The following is a 19846-nucleotide window of genomic DNA, read 5'->3' as shown; positions in this document are numbered from 1 at the left end:
TACCTGGAAACGACTACTCCCGAACGGTCGTCGAAACGACGGTCGGCCGACACGGGGAGGGGTCTTTCGTGGACGTGCCCTTATATCTGAGGCCGCGGGTGGAACCGCCGCTCGCCTCACTGCTGGGCGCCGCACCGTTCCTGCACTCACTCGTCGACGCCCTCGGATCTCCGCTCAACGTACTGCTGCCCGAGACGATCGCCGAGAACGCGGCGCGCTTCCGGGCCGTCTACCGCCGCCACCGTCTCACCGGCCGCCTCTACTTCGCACACAAGGCGAACCGCTCCAGCGCCCTGGTGCGCAGACTGGCGGCCGAGGACCCGGCGGCCGTGGGAATCGACGTCGCGTCGCTCGAAGAGCTGCGGCACGCCTTGAGCTGCGGATTCACCGGGGGCCGCGTCATGGCCACCGGTCCCAAGGACCCGGAGTTCCTCTGGCTGGCGGCCCGGGTCGGCGCCACGGTGAACCTGGACTCGCCGCGTGAGCTGGAGCAACTGGCCGCTCTCGTACGTGGCCACGGGCTCGGCCGGGTCCGTGTGCTGGCGCGCCTGTCCGGCTTCGAGTCGACCGCCGGTCAGAACGGAGCGGGTACCCGCCTGCTGTCCCGGCGCAGCCGCTTCGGCACGCCCGTGCGGGACGCGGAGGCGCTCTGGACGGCCCTGGAGCGGCATTCGGACGCCGTCGAACTCACCGGGCTCGCCTACCACTTGGACACCACCGGCCTGGAGGAGAAGGCCCGTGCCCTGGAACAGTGCGTGCTGCTCATGGACGCCTGCCGCGAGCGGGGCCTCGCCCCGCGTGCCGTCGACATCGGCGGCGGCTTCGGCGTCGGTTACGTCGCCGACGCGGGGGAGTGGCAGCGCTGGACCACCGCGCTCAGTGAGGCGGTCCTCGGCGGCCGCCCGCCCCTGACCTGGCGCGGCCACGGCTACGGGCTGCGCAACGAGGGCGGTACGGTGCGCGGGTCCGTCGCCCTGTACCCCGGTCACCGCCCCGACGCCGGCCCCGGATACCTCGACGAACTCCTCTCGCTCCCGGCGCCGGTCCTGGGCCGGGAGCCGGGCACGCTCCTCCTCGAGCACCTGCACGACCTGCACATCGAACCCGGCCGTTCCCTCGTCGACCAGTGCGGGCTGTCGCTGGCGCGGGTGCTGGACGTCCGGGGCACCGGCGCGGGCCCGGACCCGTACCTGGTGCGTCTCGGCATGAACGCGGGAGACGTGAGCCTGGAGGAGCACGGAGTGCTGATGGACCCCGTGCTGCTGTCCCGCGGTGACCCGCCGGGGGACGGACGGGGCGGCGGCCCGGAGACGGAGGCCCCGGTCGGCGTCCACCTCGTCGGCAACCTGTGTCTGGAGGCCGACCTGATCACCCGTCGGCTCGTGTTCCTCCCGCGACTGCCGCGCCCCGGTGACGTGCTGGCCTTCGCCAACACCGCGGGCTACGCGATGGACTTCCACGCCCACCACGCGCAGCGGCAGCCGTCGGCGCGGACGGTGGCCGTGGAAAGGGTGGGCGACTCCTGGCGCTGGTGCCCGGACGAGGACTACTGGCCGATCACACACCCGGGGGGAACGCCCGCATGAGGTACGACAGCATCACGGACGCCATCGGCAACACACCGTTGGTCCGCATCGACCCCGCCGTGCACGGGCTGCGCAACATCGACCTGTACGCGAAGCTGGAGATGCTCAACCCGTTCGGCTCCGTCAAGGACCGTCCCGCCTGGCACATGGCCCGCCCCCATCTGGAGGGCGCGGGCGACGGCGAGGGGACGGTCGTCGAGCTCTCCAGCGGCAACACCGCCAAGGCGCTGGCCCTGCTGGCCGGCATGCACGGCCTGAAGTTCAAGAGCGTCACCAACCGCATGCGCGTACCGGAGATCAAGGAGCTGCTCCTGCTCCTGGGCGCCGAGATCGAGGAGCTGCCCGGGCGCAGCGAATGCCTGGACCCGACCGACACGGACGATCCGCTGACCCACTTCCACCGGGCCCTCACCGAGCCGGGCAGCACCTATCTGCACACCGACCAGTACTTCAACCCGCGCAACGTCGAGGCCCACGCCGCAGGCACCGGACCGGAGATAGTCAAGGACCTGGACGGGCGGGCTCCGGACTGGTTCGTCGCGTGTGTCGGCACGGCGGGTTCCTCGACCGGCGTCGCCAGGGTGCTGCGCGAGCACGACCCGGACGTGCGGGTCCTCGGTCTGGTCGCCCACAAGTCCGACTTCGTCCCCGGCATCCGCACCATCGACGAGGTCCACCAGGTGGGCCTGTTCGACCCCGCGACGTACGACACGATCGAGTCGGTCACATCCGGCCAGGCCATCGACGGGATGCTCACCCTGATCCGCCGCTGCGGACTGCTGTCGGGGCCGACCGGGGGCGCCGCCTACCAGGGTGCCGTGCGGCACCTGCGGGACGCCGACGAGGCACTGGAGGGGACGGGACGCCGGGAGACCGCGGTGTTCATCGTGTGCGACCGGGCCGAAAGCTACCTCAGCTACGTGCGCGCGCGACGACCCGAACTGCTGGGCAGGACGAGCCGGGTGCCCACCCTGGCCACGCTCACCGAGGACGACGTGCGGGCGGACGCCCGCTCCGTCGGCGTGGACGACGCCCGCCGCTGGATCGACGAGAGCGATCCCCGGCCGCTCGTCGTCGACCTGCGCAGCCCGCACGCCTACGCGGCCCTGCACATCGAGGGCTCGGTCAACATCGTCGACGAGCTGTTCGAGGAGCTCGTCCGCGGGGGACTTCCCTTCAGCAAACGAACGCCGGTGCTGCTGGCCTGCCCGGTGGGCGAGAAGTCGCTGCGCCACGCGGCGCTGCTGACCCGCATGGGCCACCCCGACGTGCGGAGCCTGGCCGGCGGAATCGTCGCCTGGCGGGACGCGGGCGCGCCGCTGGTGCGCGAGTGAGCGCGGGCCGCCCGCTCCCGGCCGGCGGGTACGCCGAGGAGGCGCAGGACCAGCTGTGGCAGCGGGAGCTGAGGGGACAGTTCCCCATCGTCGCCGCCCACCCGGAGTCGGCCTACCTGGACAGCGCGGCGACCGCCCAGAAGCCGCGTGCCGTACTGGAGGCCGCCCAGACCTATCTCACGACGTCGAACGCGAACGCAGGGCGGGGCACCTACCCCTGGGCCAACGAGACCACCCGGCTCGTGGAGGACACCAGGGAGCGGGTCAAGGCGTTCCTTCGCGATCCGGAACCGGACCGCTCCACCGTGCACTTCACCAGCGGCACCACCGAGGGACTGCGCACCGTCGCCCGCGACTGGCTGGCGCCGCACCTCTCCGACGGCGACGAGATCCTCGTGCCGTTCGCCGACCACCGCGCCAACCTGGACCCGTGGCTCGAAGCCCGGCAGTTGCTGGCCGAACGCGGCGTGGAGGTGCACGTCCGCGCCCTGCCGTACCAGGCGGTGTCGGGCGACTACGACCACCGTGCCCTCGGCGACCTCGTCGGCCCACGGACCCGTTTCGTGGCCGCGACCCACGTCCACCACGTCTACGGCGGTGACATGAACGTGCACCGCATCCGTGCGGCGGTCGGCCCGGACGTGCCGATCTGCCTGGACGCGGCCCAGAGCGTCGGCCACCTGCCCGTCGACCTGGCCGATCCCTCGCTGGACGTCGACTTCGTGGTCTTCTCGGGGCACAAGGCGATGGCCCTGCCCGGTTCGGGGGCCGTGTGGGCGCGCAACACGCGTGGGCCCGTGTTCCGGCCGGGCGGCTGGCAGGGCACGCCCAACACGGTGGGCATCGTCTCGCTGGGGGCCGCGCTCGACTGGCTCGACCGGGCCGGAGTGGACCGGATCGCCCGCTGGACGGCCGGCCTCACGACCCGGCTCACCGACCGGCTGCGGCACCTCGACGCGTACGAGATCCTCGGCTGCCCCACGAGCCTGGCCGCCGACTCCGTGCTTCCCGGGGACCAGCGGCGCCACGGCATCGTCACCTTCCGGCACCGGGACATCCCGTCCGACGACCTCGGCTTCATCCTCTACAGCCACGGCTTCATGGTGCGCGCCGACAGCCTCTGCCAGGCGGGCGTGGAAGACGGGAAGGGTTCGGTGCGGGTGAGCGTGCACGCGTACAACACGGGGGAGGAGATCGACCGCCTGCACGGTGTACTCGCCTCGTTGGCGTGAACCGGCGACCGATGAGGCAACTGATAACCGTTTCCACCTGTAGATTCGGTCCCGACCACGACGGGTGCGAATCGGAAGAGGTGGCGCGACCAGATGGGCATCAGCATGGCGGTGGCCGGGAGGTGGGTGGAGCGCTGGGAGCGGCAGCAGCAGCGTTACGCCGTGGACCGCGAGGAACGGTTCACGGTGATCACGGATGTCGTCGAGTACGTCACCGCCGGCCGCCCCCGTCCGCTCCTGCTCGACCTCGGATGCGGCCCGGGCTCCCTGGCCGCCAGGCTCGTCGGCCGTCTGCCCGACGCGGAGATCGTCGCCGCCGACATGGACCCCCTGCTCCTGGAGCTGGGGCGGACCCACCACGCCGACGCCGCCCGCTACGTGGACACCGTGATCGGCGCCGACGGCTGGACCGACACCCTCGGGCTGGACCGCCCGCTGGACGCCGCCGTCTCGACCACGGCCCTGCACTATCTCCCCGAACCGGTCCTGCTGGACACCTACCGAAGGCTCGCCGCCATGCTGCGCCCGGGCGGGGTACTCGTCAACGGCGACCACTTCCCGCCCGGCGACGCCTCCTGCGCCGGCATCACCGCGCACGTGGGGCGGCGCCGTGCCGAGCGGACCGGCGGCCACGCCCACGAAGACTGGCACGCGTGGTGGGGCGCGGCCGCACGGGACCCCGAACTGGCCGACCTGTACGCCGAGCGTGCGCGGCGCCACGAGGCCCACGGCGGGAAGGGGACCGGCGAGGACCTCGCGCTGGAGCGGCACGCCGAGTTGCTGGTCGGGGCCGGCTTCCGTCATGTCGCGCCGGTCTGGAGGTTCGGCGACAGCGCGGTGCTGGTGGCGGTCGTGGGTGACTGATCCGGGAGAGGGAGCGCCCCGGGCGCCGGGTCAGAGCGTGAGGCTCATCAGGATCTCGTCGCGGTCGTCACCGGGCGCCACGCGCAGCGCGCCCGGCCACCGGCCGACCTCGGACCAGCCCACCCCGCGGTAGAAGTCGTCCAGGCCCAGACCGTCCCGCACCGAAAGCCGCAGCCGCTCCAGGCCCATCTCGTCGCGGGCGATCGCGGGGAGCCGTCGCATCAGGGCGGCTCCGACGCCCGTACCGCGGAAACGGACGTGCGTCTGAAGGTGGTTCACCGTTCCGCAGTGCGCCTCCAGGGCGTGCGCCTGGCGACGCAGTAGCACCCAGCCCGCGAGAGCGTCCCCGACGGAGGCCAGGAGCAGCCGGCCTCGCTGGGGAGAGAGCCCGCGGAGGATCGCGTCCACCGCCGGTTCCAGCTGTCGAGGAGAGACCGGCGGAAGCGGGCAGCCCGTGGGCACGACCGCGCCCCCGGCGTTGATGACCGCCGCCCAGCACTCCCCGAGGTCCCGTCGTACGGCCTCGGTGGCGTCCTGATCCCGCATCAGCTGGGCGAACGCGGGTGCGTGTACCGTCTCGTGCGCTGTCACGCCGGCCAGTCTGCCAGGCGCACACGCGTCACTCGGGTACCTGCCGGCCATTGAAGATCAACTGCCGTGCAGAATGGCCTCATGCCGACAACGAGCACTCCGGAGACTGCGACGCCGGACGACGCCGCAGCGGTCAGCGGAACCCTGGCCCGCGCCTTCGACGACGACCCCATGATGCGCTGGTTCTTCCGCGACGACTCCTCGCGCCAGGAGGCGCTGGGCCGCTACTTCACCACGATCTTCACCCGGCAGTACGTCCGCCATGGCGTGTGCGAGCGCACGGGTGCCGCGGCGGCCTTCTGGGTGCCGCCCGAGGGCCAGGCGCAGGCCGTTCCCGACGCGGAGACGATCCAGGAGCTGGTCAGCATCCTCGGCGACCGGGCCGGGCTGTTCCGCGAAGCCGTTGAGACCGCGGGCCGGCACACTCCTCAGGAACCGCACTGGTACCTGGCGGTGATCGGTGCCGACCCCGCCGCACAGGGCGGTGGACACGGGGCCGCCCTGCTGCGCTCGGGACTGGCCAGGGCGGACGCGGCGGGCCTGCCCGTGTGTCTGGAGTCCTCCAAGTCGTCGAACCTCGGGTTCTACGAGCACTTCGGCTTCACCGTGCGCGAGGAGTTCTCGCTCCCGGGAGGCGGGCCGGTGCTGTGGGCCATGCGGCGCGAGCCGCGTTCACCGCTCCGAGCCTGAGGGCGCACACGTAGGCCGGGGCGAGCCGGGAGCGAAGGTGTTGCCGCTCCCGGCGAGCGCTGTCCGGTTTCACGTGAAACGCAAGCTGTTCAGGCATTTGGGGGATCCGTGAGCCCCGTCCGGCCCACCCCATGCTGCCGTTGCGCCCGCTTTGCGCCCTACCCGGCCTCCGGCCTGCGTCGCACCCTCACCTTCATGGCGGATACACACGAACCGCGACTCGTCCCGTTACCCGGCCCCGACAGCAGCCGGCAGCCACCCGCCGACGCCCCTCGTTCCTGGGAGAGCGCCGACCGGAGGCAGGCCGCACACGACGGAGCCACCGGGCCGGAACCTCCTGCCCGGCCCGTCTGCCCGCACTGTGGTCTGACCGGTGAACGCCGCCTCACCTACACCGGTCAGCACGTGCTGCTCGAACCCGGGCTCACCGTCCCGGCCCACCTGGTCCCCGCAGGGCACCGGTGGCACATCGACCCGGGCGGGCAGGCCTGGAACGGAGGGCTGAGCGAACCCCCGCCGGGCTCCACCTGCCGCATCCCTCACCAACTCGCCTGCCCCGGCCTTGCCTTGGACGAGCTCAAGCCGTGGCGCTGGCTGGCCGCCGTACGCGAGGAGAACGCGCGCCGCGCCGCGCGGCAGGCCGAGGACGGCGAATACCCGGGAGCGCTTCCCGACGCGGGGTGAACCGTCCCACGGCTCCGGTCGGGGCGGTTGCAGCATGCACAGGAATCCGGTCGGCTCCCGGCGATGTTGAAACTACTGCCACTGCCGCCCTCGTAGTCCTCCGGGAGCCCTCCGCCATGAAACCACTGGAGATCGACGCCCTCGTCTTCGACGTGCTCGGCACGCTCGTCGACGAACCCGCCGGCATCCGCGCCGGCCTCCGTGCGCTGGCCCCGTCCGCCGGCGAAGGCGAGGTCGAGGAACTGCTCGCACTGTGGCAGCGGCATGTCGAACGGGAGCAGCGCCGTGTCCTCGACGATGCCCGGCCTTACGTGACCAGCGACGTCCTCGATCTGGAGGCCGCCCGGCTCGTCGCCGACGCCGTCGGAGTCCGCGACTCGGCCGCCGTCGAGGAACTGGCCAGGTCGGGCCGCAGGCTCCCGCCCTGGCCCGACACCGTGCCGGGGCTCGCCCGCCTCGCCGAGCGGTTCCCGCTGATCGGTCTCTCCAACGCCGGCCGGACGGCACTGCTGCAGCTCAACGCCCACGCCGGACTGCGCTGGCACCAGGCACTGTCCGCCGAGGACGCCCGTAGCTACAAACCGGATCCGGCGGTGTACCGGTTGGCCGTCACCGTCTCCGGCCGGCCGCCGGCCCGGCTCCTCATGGTCGCCGCCCACGCCTGGGACCTGCGTGCCGCACAGGCCCTCGGCCTGCGCACCGCCTACGTCGCCCGTCCCGTCGGCGACCCGCCGGCCCCGGCGGACCGCTTCGACCTGCACGCCGACGGCCTGGCGGATCTGGCCGGCCGGCTCGGCTGAACGTCAGGACGACTCGCGCACCACCAGCTCCGTCGGAAGCGTCGTCTGCTGACGTGGCGCCCCGTGCCGCGTGATGTCGGTGAGGATACGGGCCATGGTCCGGCCCAGTTCCTCCACCGGCTGACGCACCGTCGTGAGCGGCGGATCGGTGTGGCGGGCGAGGACGGAGTCCTCGAACCCGACGACGGCGACGTCCCCGGGCACCCGCCTGCCCCGCCCGCGGAGTTCGGCCAGAGCACCGACCGCCATGAGGTCGGAGGCGGCGAAAACCGCGTCCAGATCGGGGACGCGTTCAAGAAGCAAACGCATGGCCCGCCGACCGCCCTCCTCGGTGAAGTCACCCGCCTCGACCAGGAGTTCCCCGGCGGGCAGCCCCGCCTCCTCGTGCGCGGTCCGCCAGCCCGCCAGCCGGCTGCGGCCGACGTCCATGTCCAGCGGCCCGGCGATCGTGGCGATCCGCCTCCGGCCCCTGCCGATCAGGTGCCGGACCGCCGCGGCGGCACCCCCGGCGTTGTCGGAGTTTACGTAGCTCAGCCGCTCGCCCGCGTCCCGGCGGCCGGCCAGCACGGTGGGCAGGCCCATCTCCTCCAGCATGCCCGGCAACCGGTCCTCGGAGTGCACGGAGACCAGGAGGACGCCGTCCACGCGGCGGGTCGCCACCGACTCGGTCAGCTGGTCCCGCTCCGCCTGGTCACGGACGAGCATCAGCTGCAACTGGGTCCGGCTGTCGGCGAGCGCGCCGCTGACGCCGCGGATCAGCGCGGCGAAGAACGGCTCCGAACCGAGCCTGCTCTCCGATTCCGGGATCACCAGGGCCACGGCGTCGGTCCGGTTGGTGACCAGGCCGCGCGCGACCGAGTTGGGAACGTAGTTGAGCTCCTTGATGGCCGCGAGGACGCGGGCCCGTGCGTCGGCACTGACGAGATCCGAGCCGTTGACGACCCGGGAGACGGTGGTGCGGCCCACGCCGGCACGGGCGGCGACCGTTTTGATCGTGGGACGGCGGTCTCCGGTCATGTACTCCCCCCTCGGCGGCCGCGGCGGCGATGCCTGCCGCGGAGGTGACCTGCGGCAATTCTTGCAGACGCCGCCCCGGGCAGAGTGACTTCGGGGACCGGGCAACGAATGCGGGGCCCCGGACTTACGGGTGACTTGCGTTCAAGTCATTGACAGATGGGCGCGCTCCCACGAGTCTTCACTGCGCCGGGTGGGCACGTGCCCACCAAATTGGGCACGTTCCCACCTCATGTGTGAGCGCCGTCGCTAGGAGGAGATCCATGGGCAGTCTCGGTTCGTTGCGCACGAGGGCGGTGGCGGCGGTCGCGGCCGTCGGAGCGCTGACACTCGTGGTCGGCTGCAGCAGCGGTGACGACTCCGTCACCGGCGGCGGCAAGAAGGACGGCAAGACCGTCATCACCATGGGCCTGTACGGGGTGATGGGCATCAAGGAGACGGGCCTCCTCGAGAAGTACGAGAAGGAGAACCCGGACGTCGACATCCAGGCCGAGATCGCCGGTGACGAGCAGACGTACTACACCGCGCTGCAGACCAGGCTCGCCGCCGGCAAGGGCCTGAAGGACATCCAGGGCATCGAGATCGGCCGCGCCAAGGAGATCACCGAGACGCAGGCGGACAAGTTCGCCGACTTCTCCAAGATGGCGGGCACCGACCACTTCCTGCCCTGGAAGGAGTCGCAGATCAGCACCGAGGACGGCAAGGTGCTGGGTCTGGGCACCGACATCGGCCCGATGGCCGTCTGCTACCGCAAGGACTACTTCGAGCAGGCCGGCCTGCCCACCGACCGCGAGGAGGTCGCCAGGCTGTGGGCGGACGACTGGAAGAAGTACGTCGAGGTCGGCCGCACCTTCAAGAAGGACTTCAGGAGCGACGACGTGGCCTACATGGACGCGGCCAGCGGCCTGTTCAACGCCATGGTCTACGGCTATCCCGAGCAGTACTACAACGAGCAGGGCGACCTGATCCACGAGACGAACCCGGCCGTCAAGGAGGCGTGGAACCTCGCCGCCGACGCCGGTGAGGGCGGGCTGACCGCCAAGCTCCGCCAGTTCCAGCCGGGCTGGGACCCGGGCCTGGCCAACGGCACGTTCGCCACGGCCGTGTGCCCGGCGTGGATGCTCAGCCACATCAGCGAGAAGGCCGGTGAGGCGAACAAGGGCAAGTGGGACGTCGCCCGGGCCCCGAAGGGCGCCAACTGGGGCGGCTCCTTCCTCGGCGTGGTGGAGCAGAGCCCGGTCAAGGAGGAGGCCAAGAAGCTCGTCGCCTGGCTGACCGCGCCCGAGCAGCAGGCCCACATCTTCAAGGAGATCGGCAACATCCCCTCCTCGGAGCAGGCGCTGCAGTCCGCCGACGTCAAGAACGCCAAGTCGGAGTACTTCAGCGACGCGCCGATCGGCCAGATCTTCGGCGCCGCCGCCCAGGAGATACCGGACAAGCAGGTCCTCGGCCGCAAGGACGGCACGATCAAGGACCTCTTCTCCCAGGGCCTGACCCTGGTCGAGCAGGGCGACTCGCGTGACGAGGCGTGGAAGACCACCGCGGAGCGCATCGAGAAGGCGGTCGGCTGACCCGCGGGCCGCTCGCTCCCGTGGCCGTCCGGGCCCGCCGCCAGTCGAGCGGCGGGCCCGTGCCCCGGCCCGCACATCCGCTTTCCGCTCTCAGGAAGGAAGTCCGGTGGCCACCTCCACCACCAAGGCCCTGACCGGCGAGGAGCCGCCCGGCAGGACGGGCGCCGAGGGCACCGCCCGGCGGCGCGGCGCACTGATGCACCGGCTCGACGTCAAGGGCGCCCCGTACGCCTTCGTCGCGCCGTTCTTCGTCGTCTTCGCGGCGTTCAGCTTCTACCCCCTCGTCTACACCTCGTGGATCTCCCTGCACGACGTGGAACTGGCCACCCTCGACGTCATGGAGTGGGTGGCGTTCGACAACTACGTCGAGCTCTGGGGCGACTCACGGTTCTGGAACGCGCTGCAGAACACCATTACCATCGGCATCATCTCCACGGTGCCCCAGCTGATGATGGCGCTGGGCCTCGCCCACCTGCTCAACTACCGGATGCGCGCCTCCCTGTTCTTCCGCGTAGCCTCGCTCGTTCCCTACGCCACATCGGTCGCCGCCGCCGCCCTCGTGTTCACCATGATCTTCGAACGCGACTTCGGCATGATCAACTGGGCGCTGGGGGCGGTCGGGATCGACCCGGTGAACTGGGAGGCCGACAAGTGGCCCGCCCAGGTCGCGATCTCCACCATCGTCATCTGGCGCTGGACCGGCTACAACGCGCTGCTCTACCTGGCCGCCATGCAGGCCATCCCCGCCGACCGCTACGAGGCCGCCTCCCTCGACGGCGCCTCCCGGTGGCAGCAGTTCACCCACGTGACCGTCCCCGGCATCCGCTCCACCATCGTCTTCACCATCGTGCTCTCCACGATCGGCGCCACCCAGCTGTTCGGCGAGCCGCTGATCTTCGGCCAAGGCCCCAACGGCATCACCGGCGGCGCGGACAACCAGTACCAGACGCTCGGCCTGCTCCTGTACGAGGAGGGCTGGAAGAACTACCAGATGGGCCGCTCGGCGACCGTCGCCTGGGCGATGTTCATGCTGCTCGTCCTCGCCTTCGTGGCGCAGCGTCTGATCAAGCGCCTGCGCTCCCGCACGTCCTGACCTGGAGTCGCCATGACCACTCAAAGTCTCCCGGCCCGGACGGACGCGCCGGCCCGGACCTCCGTCGGGCAGCCGGCCGGCCGCGGCGGCCGCCGGCTGCTGCGCCAGCGCGCCGGCCGCCAGCACCACGCGGGCCCGCTCGCCTACGTCCTGCTCGCCGTCATGGCGGTACTGTCGATCTTTCCGCTGTACTGGACCATGGTGGCCGCCTCCACCGACAACACCCGGGTCAGCCAGACGCCTCCGCCGTTCCTGCCCGGACCGAACCTGTTCAGCAACCTCGCCCGGGCCTGGGACGAGGCCGCGATGGGCAAGGCCATGATCAACAGCCTCATCGTGGCCGGGGTGATCGCCCTGTCCACGGTGCTGTTCGCGACCCTGGCCGGATTCGCCTTCGCCAAGCTGCGCTTCAAGGGCCGCAACCTCCTGCTGATGCTGGTGATCGGCACCATGATGGTGCCGCCGCAGCTCGCCGTCGTGCCCCTGTTCATGATGATGTCCGAGCTGGGCTGGTCGCAGCAGCTGCCCGCCGTCATCTTTCCCACCCTGGTCAGCGCGGTCGGCGTCTTCTTCATGCGCCAGTACCTCTCGGAGGCGCTGCCGGACGAACTCGTCGAGGCCGGACGTGTGGACGGCGCGCACTCGCTGCGCATCTTCTGGAGCATCGTGCTGCCCGTCGCGAGGCCCGCCATGGCGGTCCTGTTCATGATCACGTTCGTGCACGCGTGGAACGACTTCTTCTGGCCGTTCGTGGTGCTCGACATGACCAACCCGACGGTCCCCGTCGCCCTCACTCAGCTCAGCGCGGGCTACGTCCGCGACCAGTCGCTGATCATGGCCGGCGCGCTGCTCGGCACGCTGCCCCTGCTGGTGATGTTCATCGTCTTCGGCCGGCAGATCGTCAGCGGCATCATGGCGGGTGCCGTCAAGGGCTGACCGGCCGCCCTCCTGCTCCTCCGCGCCGCCTTCCCGCCGGGCACGAGCCCGCGCACCCCCTCACCGCACCCTTCACCCGAAAGGACTCACGTGGTCACCGCCGCACAGCAGGCCGCGTCCGCCGCCCAGGACGCCCCCCTGACCTTCCCCAAGGGCTTCCTCTGGGGCTCCGCGACCGCCTCCTACCAGATCGAGGGGGCCGCCACCGAGGACGGCCGCACCCCGTCCATCTGGGACACGTACGCCCGCACCCCCGGCCGGGTCCGCAACGGCGACACCGGCGACACCGCCACCGACCACTACCACCGCTGGCGCGAGGACGTCGCCCTCATGGCCGAACTCGGCCTCGGCGCCTACCGCTTCTCCCTGGCCTGGCCCCGCGTCCAGCCCACCGGCCGCGGACCCGCCGTACAGAAGGGCCTGGACTTCTACCGGCGCCTCGTCGACGAACTGCTGGACAAGGGCATCCAGCCCGTCGCCACCCTCTACCACTGGGACCTGCCGCAGGAACTGGAGGATGCCGGGGGCTGGCCCGAGCGCGCCACGGCCGAGCGGTTCGCCGAGTACGCGGCCCTCGCCGCGGACGCCCTCGGCGACCGGGTGAAGACCTGGACCACCCTCAACGAGCCCTGGTGCAGCGCCTTCCTCGGCTACGGCTCCGGCGTGCACGCCCCCGGCCGCACCGACCCGGTCGCCGCCCTGCGCGCCGCCCACCACCTCAACCTGGCCCACGGCCTGGCCGTCCAGGCCCTGCGCGAGCGCCTCCGCGCGGACGCCCAGTGCTCGGTCACCCTCAACATCCACCACGTCCGCCCGCTGACCGGCAGTGACGGCGACGCCGACGCGGTCCGCCGGATCGACGGGCTCGCCAACCGGGTCTTCACCGGACCGATGCTCCAGGGCGCCTACCCGGAGGACCTGCTCAAGGACACCGCCGCGCTCACCGACTGGTCCTTCGTGCGCGACGGCGACCTCCAGCACATCCGGCAGCCGCTGGACTTCCTCGGCGTCAACTACTACACGCCCACCGTCGTCTCCGAGGCCGACGGCAGCGGCGCGCACACCTCCGACGGGCACGGCAACAGCCCGCACAGCCCCTGGCCGGGAGCCGACCGGGTCGCCTTCCACCAGCCGCCGGGCACCACCACGGCCATGGGCTGGGCCGTCGATCCGACCGGCCTGTACGACCTGCTGCGCAGGCTGACGTCCGACTTCCCGAGGCTGCCGCTGGTCATCACCGAGAACGGTGCCGCCTTCGACGACTACGCCGACCCGGCGGGCCAGGTCAACGACCCCGCCCGGATCGCCTACGTGCGCGACCACCTGGCCGCCGTGCACCGGGCCATCGTGGACGGCGCGGACGTGCGCGGCTACTTCCTGTGGTCGCTGCTGGACAACTTCGAGTGGGCGCACGGCTACGGCAAGCGCTTCGGCGCCGTCTACGTGGACTACCCCACCGGCACCCGCATTCCCAAGGCGAGCGCCCGCTGGTACTCCGAGGTCGCCCGCACCGGCGTCCTGCGCGGCGCCTGACCGACCCGGTGCGGCATCGCCGTCCACCGCCCCGCGCGGTGCCGCACCCAGAGCCCGCCCCCGGCCCCCCGCCGATGCGCGGGGCCGGGGGCGGGGCACCTTCCGACCGGGTCAGTCCAGCGGGTCGAGCGTCAGCCGCGCCTCGACCGGGTTGCCGTCGTGCACCAGCGACTCGTGGTGGCCGACGTCGTCGAAGGCGAAGGCGTACGCCTTCCCGTCGGCCATGTGGTCGTGGACGATCCGCGCGTAGTGGTTGGTCACGGAGTCCTGGTAGAAGCCGGCCGCCGAGGGGTCGGGCTGGTTCGGGTTGCTCAGCAGCGTCGAGCGGTTGAAGCCGGCGCACAGGGTGCGGGAGACCGGCCCGCGCACCTGGTCGTTCGGGGCGTCCAGGAGCTTGTGGCAGCCGAAGACACTCGAGGCGTCGGGCTTCTGGAAGCTCGTCACGACCGCACCGGAGCCGTCGGTGAAGTTCATGACGCCGCCCGAGACACGTCCGTAGTACTTCGTGCCGGGCCGGTCCGCGAACGGGGAGACGGTGAGGGTGCTCGTCGTGTACTTCTGCCAGACCCGGTTGATGTAGTCGTCCATGACCGACGCCGGCAGGGCCCCGGTCTCCACGCCGTACAGCGGCGCCAGCGCCCGCAGGACGGTGCCGTCGGGCCGGGTCTGGATCAGCCCGCCCCAGCCGGGCTGTGCCCGCAGCGCGCTGAACACGCCGTGGTAGCCGCCGGCCTCGAGCCGGCCCGCGCTGCTCACGCCGCCGTCGGCGCGCTGCACGCCGACGGTGTAGGGCGCGGAGAACATGTCGACCTGCGTGCTGTTCAGCCACAGTCCGGAGTCGTTGAGCGTGTACTCGGACCAGTTGAACAGGATGTCGCGGTTGGGGTCGTTCGGGTTCTGGACCGCCGGTTGCACCAGGCCGCCCGTGGTGAGCCGGAAGTCGAGCTTCCGGCCGTACGAGAAGTAGATGCGTCCCGACACCTTGGGGATGCGGATCGTCTTGGTCTGTCCGGCGGCGGGTCCGGGGATGGACGCGTCCGGTGCGGGGGTGGGGGGACTGCCGCCGGCGGGCCAGGCGTGGAAGGTGCCGTTCGCGTCGGCCCAGCCCTGCTGACCCGTCGTCAGCGAGGTGCCCAGGTTGTAGATGTGGACCGGCTCGCCGCGGTCGGAGTTGTTGGTGATCTTCAACGGGATGGTGGCGGGAACCGCCGCGTCCGCGGGTGGCGAGCCGCCGAGCGTGAGCAGGACGCCGGCCAGGCCCGCGGCCGAGACCACGGCGAGCAGACGGTGTTTGAGGCTGGTGAGCACCCTCGACCTCCGTGCGGGTGTGGAGGGATTGGTCCGTACCGAACGTGAGAGCGCTCTCAGAGTCTCGCCGGGACGCGTCCATGTCAATGCGTGGATAGGGTGGCGGGACCTGTCCGGTGGTGCGGGAGGAGAGTGGCGTGGTCACGGGTTCCGGTGCGGACGACGACTGCCTGGCGTGCGACCTGATGACGGGGAAGGCGCCGTTGCCGGGCGGCACCGTACTGCGCACCGGAACATGGGTGGTGGAGCACTGCGTCGGACCGTTCGGTCCGGGCACCCTCGTGGTCAAGCCCGTCCGGCACGTGGTGCACGTCGCCGGCCTGACCGCGGAGGAGTCCGGCGAACTGGGGCCGCTGCTGCGGAAGGTCGGCGCCGCCGTCACCGAGGTGACGACCCCGGAGCAGGTCTACGTGTGCCTGTGGTCGCACGCCGGGGGAGTGCCCGGCCACATCCACTTCGTCGTGCAGCCCGTCGGCGGCGCGGACATGGCCCGCTTCGACGCCTTCGGGCCGGCGCTGCAGGTGGCGATGGGGCAGGCCGGGTGCTTCCCGGACGCGGTGGAGGTGGAGCGTGTGTGCGACCGGCTGAGGGAAGTGCTCCGCTCGACCGGCCCGGCGGACCCGACGCGCTGAGCGGCCGGATCAGCCGGTCCGGGTGCCCCCGCCGCAGAGCAGCCCGTAGTGCCGTACTCCGGCGGGCCCCCGCGGCGTCGCCTCGGGCCACAGGCAGTCCAGCACGCAGGCGGACGGCGCGAAGAGCACGGAGGGCACCGCCGGGCGGGCGAACCACTCCCAGCGCACGATCTTGTCCGGCTCGGTGACCCGGGGCGTCCCGGCAGCGCCCTCGGTGACGGCCGCCGCCGTCACGCGGGTCAGGCCGCCCAGGCCGTCGACGAGAACGGCCAGGACCCGTACGTCCGCCGGGTCCGCCACGAGCCCGGTCTCCTCCGCCAGTTCCCGGGCGGCGGCCGTCTCGAAGTCCTCACCGGCGTCGACCTTGCCGCCCGGGAGTTCCCAGCGGCCGTCGTGGCCGAGGCCGAGCAGGACCCGGCCGGAGGGATCGAGGACGGCGAGGCCGACACCGGTGAGACTGTGGGGTGAGGGGTGGGCGCGTTCGGGGCGTTCGGCGCCGGGAGTACGAGAGTTCACCCGGCCATTTCACACCGTCGAGACCGTCCGGAACCACCGGCCCTACAGCAGGTCGCGCGGCACCGTCTCGTTCCAGGTGCGCGAGAACACCCGTCGGCCGCCCTCGTAGCCGTCCAGCGTGGCGTCGACGAAGAACCGGTTCTCGTCGCAGGTGAGACGGGTGTGCGTGACCACGCGCACGTCCCAGTCGGCGCGCCTGAAGTCCATCGTCCACGTGGACTCACCGCTCACGGACGTGAAGTCGTCGGCTACGGAGGAGTAGCGTTCGTGCGCGCGGCGGCCGACGTCGAGGCCGATCTCCTCGAAGCGGACCGTGCCCCGGTCCTTCACCGTCTCCAGCTCGGCCCGGTAGCCGACCAGGTCCCGCTTCACGTCCCACCGTTCCTCCGGGGGCGTGATCGTCGTGGTGGCGATGGGCGGGGTGCCCTCGGGCTCGCCGAACGGCACCGACAGGCTGTCGTCGGCCTTCTCCGGGGGACGGACCGGGAGGGTGATCGTGCTGGAGCCCTCGCGGAGGCCGAGCGTCGCCGGTTTCGGCGGCGGCCAGGCGAGCGGCCAGTAGGAGGTGGACAGCGAGAGCCGGACGCGGTGACCGGGCGGGAAACTCTGCGCCACTCCGTTGAGGTGGACCCTGGCCCGGTAGCGGCGGCCGGGCACCAGTGGCTCGGGCTGTTCGGCGCTGGCCAGGCGGGTGAGGTTGAGCAGGCCGTAGGTGACCCGGGTGGCGGCTCCGTCCGGGTGGACGTCCGACAGGCGCGCGGCCACCATGGCGACGGGCTGGTCGACCGTCAGGTCGAGGTCGACGGCCGGCGAGCCGAGAATCTCCACCCGCTCGGTCAGCGGCTCGGTCTCGAAGACGAGGGAACCGCCGTCCTCCTCGCGCTGGTCGTACGGCAGGTCGGGCGGCGCGTTGTAGGAGGCCCACTTGCCCGCGAACTGACCGACGGACAGCGGGGACCGCACGGTCAGCACCCCCCCTCCGTCACCGGGATCCGCCTCCGCGTCCGCTGCGAGGGCCGGCCCGATCCGCCGCCCGGTGAGCGGGTGCGTGACCGGACGGACGTGCGGTGACGGCCACTGGGGCTCCGCCACCCAGCGTCCCGGCCGCTCCTCGTACGACGTGGACGGCGGGACGCTGTCCTGCATCCACGTCTGCAGCATCGGGCCGTCCATCACGCCGTTGTCGACGCCCTTGAGCCAGTGGTCCCACCAGCGCACGACCTCCTGGAGGTAGCCGATGGCGGGCCCCGGTTCGCCGAGGTGGGGGAACTTGTGCGACCAAGGGCCGATGAGCCCCTTGCGGGGCACGTCCAGGTGGGCGAGCAGCCGGGTCACGGCGTTGGAGTAGCCGTCCGCCCAGCCGCTGGACGCGAGCACCGGACAGCGCACGTCCGCGTAGTTCTCGGCGACCGAGGCGTGCCGCCAGTAGTCGTCGAGCCGCTGGTGGCGCAGCCACTCCACGACCCAGGGGCGCGCGTGCTCGAGGCGTTCGCGCCACATGTCGCGCCAGCTGTCGCCGACCACGGCCGGGTCGGGGGGACAGGTGGCGTAGGCGAACATGGTGCCCGCCTCGGCCAGGTTGTCCGACAGCATGGCGCCGCCCATGTAGTGCATGTCGTCGGCGTGGCGGTCGTCGGTGAAGGACGCGATCACGACGGCCTTCAGACTCGGTGGCCGCCGGGCCGCCACCTGGAGGGCCGCGAACGCCCCCCACGACAGCCCCATCATCCCCGTGCTGCCGTCGCACCAGGGCTGGTCGGCGAGCCAGGCCAGCACCTCCTCGGCGTCGCGCTGCTCGATCTCCAGGTACTCGTCGCGCAGCACCCCCTCCGACTCGCCGGTGCCCCGCAGGTCGACGCGGACACAGGCGTAACCGTGCCCGGCGATGTAGGGGTGGTGGATCGAATCGCGTTCGGCGGTGAGGTCCCGCTTGCGGTACGGGATGTACTCCAGCACCGCCGGCACGGGTTCGTGGTCCGACGACGTGGGCCGCCAGATCCGCGCCGACAGGCGGACGCCGTCCGACATGGGGATGACGACGTGTTCCTCTTCCTTCGTCGTGTACGGCAGATGGGTCACATGACGCATGGTCGGCGCTCCTTAACCCCGCGCTCCTTCCGGCGGCCCGTCGAAGGTGAGGCCCAGGGCAGCGACGCACTGGTCGTACTTCCTGCGCAGGTCGTCCTCGTCGTCGCCGCCGGTGAAGATGTGCGCGAGTTCGTAGCTGTAACTGTCCTGCTGGGAGAGGTCGGAGAGCCGCCGGCCCGGCTCGGGCAGGACCTCGATCCGCACGCCCGGTATCTCGCGTTCGACGCGGGCGATGTCCTCGGCGGAGGGCACGTGCCGCACCACACCGTCCGTGAACCACCGGTAGTACCACTTCGCCGCCATCGCGTACGGGCCCTCGCGGTGCGGCATGCGCGGGTCCTGCCCGAGGGCGAGGGCGAGCATCGCGTGGTGGTTGGGTACGCCGTCCACGTACTGGAACAGCTCGGCGTGGGACTGGGAGTGGCGCGGGTTGATCTCCAGCAGGCTGATGTCCTGGCTGCCCGGGTCGTAGAAGTACTCCACGCTGAACGTCGCGTTGTCGAAGCCGATCCGGCGCATCACCCGCTCGGTCACGTCGCGCAGCCGGGCGACGACGTCGGGGGGCAGCATGGAGGGGTACTGGTGGCGCAGGAAGCACGGTGAGTCCGGATAGTCGATGGAGTCGAGTGTGCCGTAGACGATCACCTCGCCGTCGTGCACATAGCCCTCCACCGCGACCTGCACGCCCGACAGCGCCTCCTCGGCGAGACACACCCGGCCACCGACACCGTCCATCTCGGTCGGCAGGTCCACCCGGTCGAGGACGTGCTCGAAGGGGCGGCCGATGCGGGAGATGCCCTCACGTATCTCCGCGACGGCCTTGCGGAACTCCTCCTCGTCCCCGACCCCGAAGGCAAGTTCGGACGAATAGGACAAAGCGGGCTTGAGCCACATCGGGAACCGCACGCCGTCCGGTGGACGCGGCGGGTCCGCCGTCAGGTCGACACGGCCGAAGCGCGGATGCCGGTCCGTCACCTCACGCTGCTCGAGCCGGCTCCAGTACTTGTGCTCGCACTTGACCACCGACTCGAGGCTCGTGGTCCGGGTGCCGTACCTCTCGCCGAGGATCGGGACGAGGGTGCTGACCGGGAAGTCCCAGTAGCCGACGATCGCGTCGATGCTGCCGTCGAACGCGTCCAGCACCGCCTGCGCCTTCTCCAGCACCGTCGGCAGGTGCACCTCGCCGTCCTGCAGCTCCTGGACCGTCAGCAGTCCGTGGAAACGAAGTGAATCGGCACCAGGCGCCGCTTCGAGCGTCGGAAGGTTGGCCTCGTCGAGACCGACCACGAAAACGTTCTTGACCTTGTCGTCAGACACGGCTCTCCTCTCTCCTCCCAGGTTCGGCGGGGTACCCCGGCACGGCGCGGGAAACCT

The 19846-nt window shown here is 71.5% G+C and carries 18 protein-coding genes; 12 read left to right on the top strand and 6 right to left on the bottom strand.

Features of this window, described 5'->3' with window-relative positions:
- Positions 1-68: 68 nt before the first annotated feature.
- The 4 genes from ACFW47_RS21485 to ACFW47_RS21470 all read left to right on the top strand — a co-directional run bounded on the left by ACFW47_RS21485 (position 69) and on the right by ACFW47_RS21470 (position 5016).
- Positions 69-1586, top strand: a complete 1518-nt coding sequence (locus ACFW47_RS21485) for a Y4yA family PLP-dependent enzyme (RefSeq protein WP_386306690.1) — start codon at positions 69-71, stop codon at positions 1584-1586.
- On the top strand, positions 1583-2920 hold the full coding sequence (locus tag ACFW47_RS21480) for a pyridoxal-phosphate dependent enzyme (protein WP_386283399.1): 1338 nt from the start codon (positions 1583-1585) through the stop codon (positions 2918-2920). The genes ACFW47_RS21485 and ACFW47_RS21480 overlap by 4 nt, the downstream gene beginning before the upstream one ends.
- On the top strand, positions 2917-4152 hold the full coding sequence (locus tag ACFW47_RS21475) for an aminotransferase class V-fold PLP-dependent enzyme (protein ID WP_386283397.1): 1236 nt from the start codon (positions 2917-2919) through the stop codon (positions 4150-4152). The genes ACFW47_RS21480 and ACFW47_RS21475 overlap by 4 nt, the downstream gene beginning before the upstream one ends.
- 93 nt (positions 4153-4245) lie before the next feature.
- On the top strand, positions 4246-5016 hold the full coding sequence (locus ACFW47_RS21470) for a class I SAM-dependent methyltransferase (RefSeq protein ID WP_386283395.1): 771 nt from the start codon (positions 4246-4248) through the stop codon (positions 5014-5016).
- Positions 5017-5046: 30 nt separating this feature from the next.
- On the opposite strand, the gene ACFW47_RS21465 is transcribed toward ACFW47_RS21470, so the two are convergent.
- On the bottom strand, positions 5047-5607 hold the full coding sequence (locus ACFW47_RS21465) for a GNAT family N-acetyltransferase (RefSeq protein WP_386306688.1): 561 nt from the start codon (positions 5605-5607) through the stop codon (positions 5047-5049).
- Positions 5608-5688: 81 nt separating this feature from the next.
- On the opposite strand from ACFW47_RS21465, the gene ACFW47_RS21460 reads away from it, so the two are divergent.
- The 3 genes from ACFW47_RS21460 (at position 5689) to ACFW47_RS21450 (ending at position 7781) form a co-directional block, all read left to right on the top strand.
- The gene (locus tag ACFW47_RS21460; protein ID WP_386283391.1) at positions 5689-6297 is read left to right on the top strand and encodes a GNAT family N-acetyltransferase; all 609 of its coding nucleotides are present in this window, start codon (positions 5689-5691) and stop codon (positions 6295-6297) included.
- Between the two features lie 195 nt (positions 6298-6492).
- The gene (locus ACFW47_RS21455; protein ID WP_386283389.1) at positions 6493-6981 is read left to right on the top strand and encodes a DUF6083 domain-containing protein; all 489 of its coding nucleotides are present in this window, start codon (positions 6493-6495) and stop codon (positions 6979-6981) included.
- 116 nt (positions 6982-7097) lie between these two features.
- Entirely contained in the window at positions 7098-7781 is a 684-nt protein-coding gene (locus ACFW47_RS21450; protein WP_386283387.1) for a haloacid dehalogenase type II, read from the top strand.
- Positions 7782-7784: 3 nt separating this feature from the next.
- Here ACFW47_RS21450 and ACFW47_RS21445 read toward each other — a convergent pair whose 3' ends face one another.
- Positions 7785-8798 (bottom strand): LacI family DNA-binding transcriptional regulator, encoded by a 1014-nt coding sequence (locus ACFW47_RS21445; protein WP_386306687.1) that lies wholly within the window; start codon positions 8796-8798, stop codon positions 7785-7787.
- Positions 8799-9058: 260 nt separating this feature from the next.
- On the opposite strand from ACFW47_RS21445, the gene ACFW47_RS21440 reads away from it, so the two are divergent.
- The 4 genes from ACFW47_RS21440 to ACFW47_RS21425 all read left to right on the top strand — a co-directional run bounded on the left by ACFW47_RS21440 (position 9059) and on the right by ACFW47_RS21425 (position 13928).
- Entirely contained in the window at positions 9059-10366 is a 1308-nt protein-coding gene (locus ACFW47_RS21440) for an ABC transporter substrate-binding protein (RefSeq protein ID WP_386306686.1), read from the top strand.
- Between the two features lie 106 nt (positions 10367-10472).
- On the top strand, positions 10473-11459 hold the full coding sequence (locus tag ACFW47_RS21435) for a carbohydrate ABC transporter permease (RefSeq protein ID WP_386283379.1): 987 nt from the start codon (positions 10473-10475) through the stop codon (positions 11457-11459).
- 12 nt (positions 11460-11471) lie between these two features.
- Positions 11472-12395 carry a carbohydrate ABC transporter permease gene (locus tag ACFW47_RS21430; RefSeq protein ID WP_386283376.1) on the top strand — a complete coding sequence of 308 codons (924 nt, stop codon included), beginning with the start codon at positions 11472-11474 and terminating at the stop codon, positions 12393-12395.
- 90 nt (positions 12396-12485) lie between these two features.
- Positions 12486-13928, top strand: coding sequence for a GH1 family beta-glucosidase (locus ACFW47_RS21425; protein ID WP_386283373.1), 1443 nt, complete (start codon positions 12486-12488; stop codon positions 13926-13928).
- 111 nt (positions 13929-14039) lie between these two features.
- On the opposite strand, the gene ACFW47_RS21420 is transcribed toward ACFW47_RS21425, so the two are convergent.
- Positions 14040-15236 (bottom strand): glycoside hydrolase family 64 protein, encoded by a 1197-nt coding sequence (locus ACFW47_RS21420; RefSeq protein ID WP_386306684.1) that lies wholly within the window; start codon positions 15234-15236, stop codon positions 14040-14042.
- Positions 15237-15373: 137 nt separating this feature from the next.
- Here ACFW47_RS21420 and ACFW47_RS21415 point away from each other — a divergent pair, with 137 nt between their 5' ends.
- Positions 15374-15868: an HIT family protein gene (locus ACFW47_RS21415; protein ID WP_386306683.1), complete on the top strand. Its 495-nt coding sequence runs from the start codon at positions 15374-15376 to the stop codon at positions 15866-15868.
- A gap of 9 nt (positions 15869-15877) precedes the next feature.
- On the opposite strand, the gene ACFW47_RS21410 is transcribed toward ACFW47_RS21415, so the two are convergent.
- Genes ACFW47_RS21410 through ACFW47_RS21400 form a run of 3 tightly spaced genes read right to left on the bottom strand, consistent with a single transcriptional unit; the run spans position 15878 to position 19789 of the window.
- A complete protein-coding gene (locus ACFW47_RS21410; protein WP_386306681.1) occupies positions 15878-16384 on the bottom strand; it encodes an NUDIX hydrolase in 507 nt (168 codons plus the stop codon).
- A gap of 42 nt (positions 16385-16426) precedes the next feature.
- On the bottom strand, positions 16427-18472 hold the full coding sequence (locus ACFW47_RS21405) for a CocE/NonD family hydrolase (RefSeq protein WP_386306679.1): 2046 nt from the start codon (positions 18470-18472) through the stop codon (positions 16427-16429).
- 12 nt (positions 18473-18484) lie between these two features.
- The gene (locus ACFW47_RS21400) at positions 18485-19789 is read right to left on the bottom strand and encodes an acetyl-CoA carboxylase biotin carboxylase subunit family protein (RefSeq protein ID WP_386283365.1); all 1305 of its coding nucleotides are present in this window, start codon (positions 19787-19789) and stop codon (positions 18485-18487) included.
- Between the last annotated feature and the right edge of the window lie 57 nt (positions 19790-19846).

The sequence above is a fragment of the Streptomyces sp. NPDC058796 genome, from assembly GCF_042745235.1.
GTDB lineage: Bacteria > Actinomycetota > Actinomycetes > Streptomycetales > Streptomycetaceae > Streptomyces.
The sequence above is the reverse complement of the archived record's forward strand: the minus strand, read 5'-3'. Positions and strand labels throughout refer to the sequence as shown.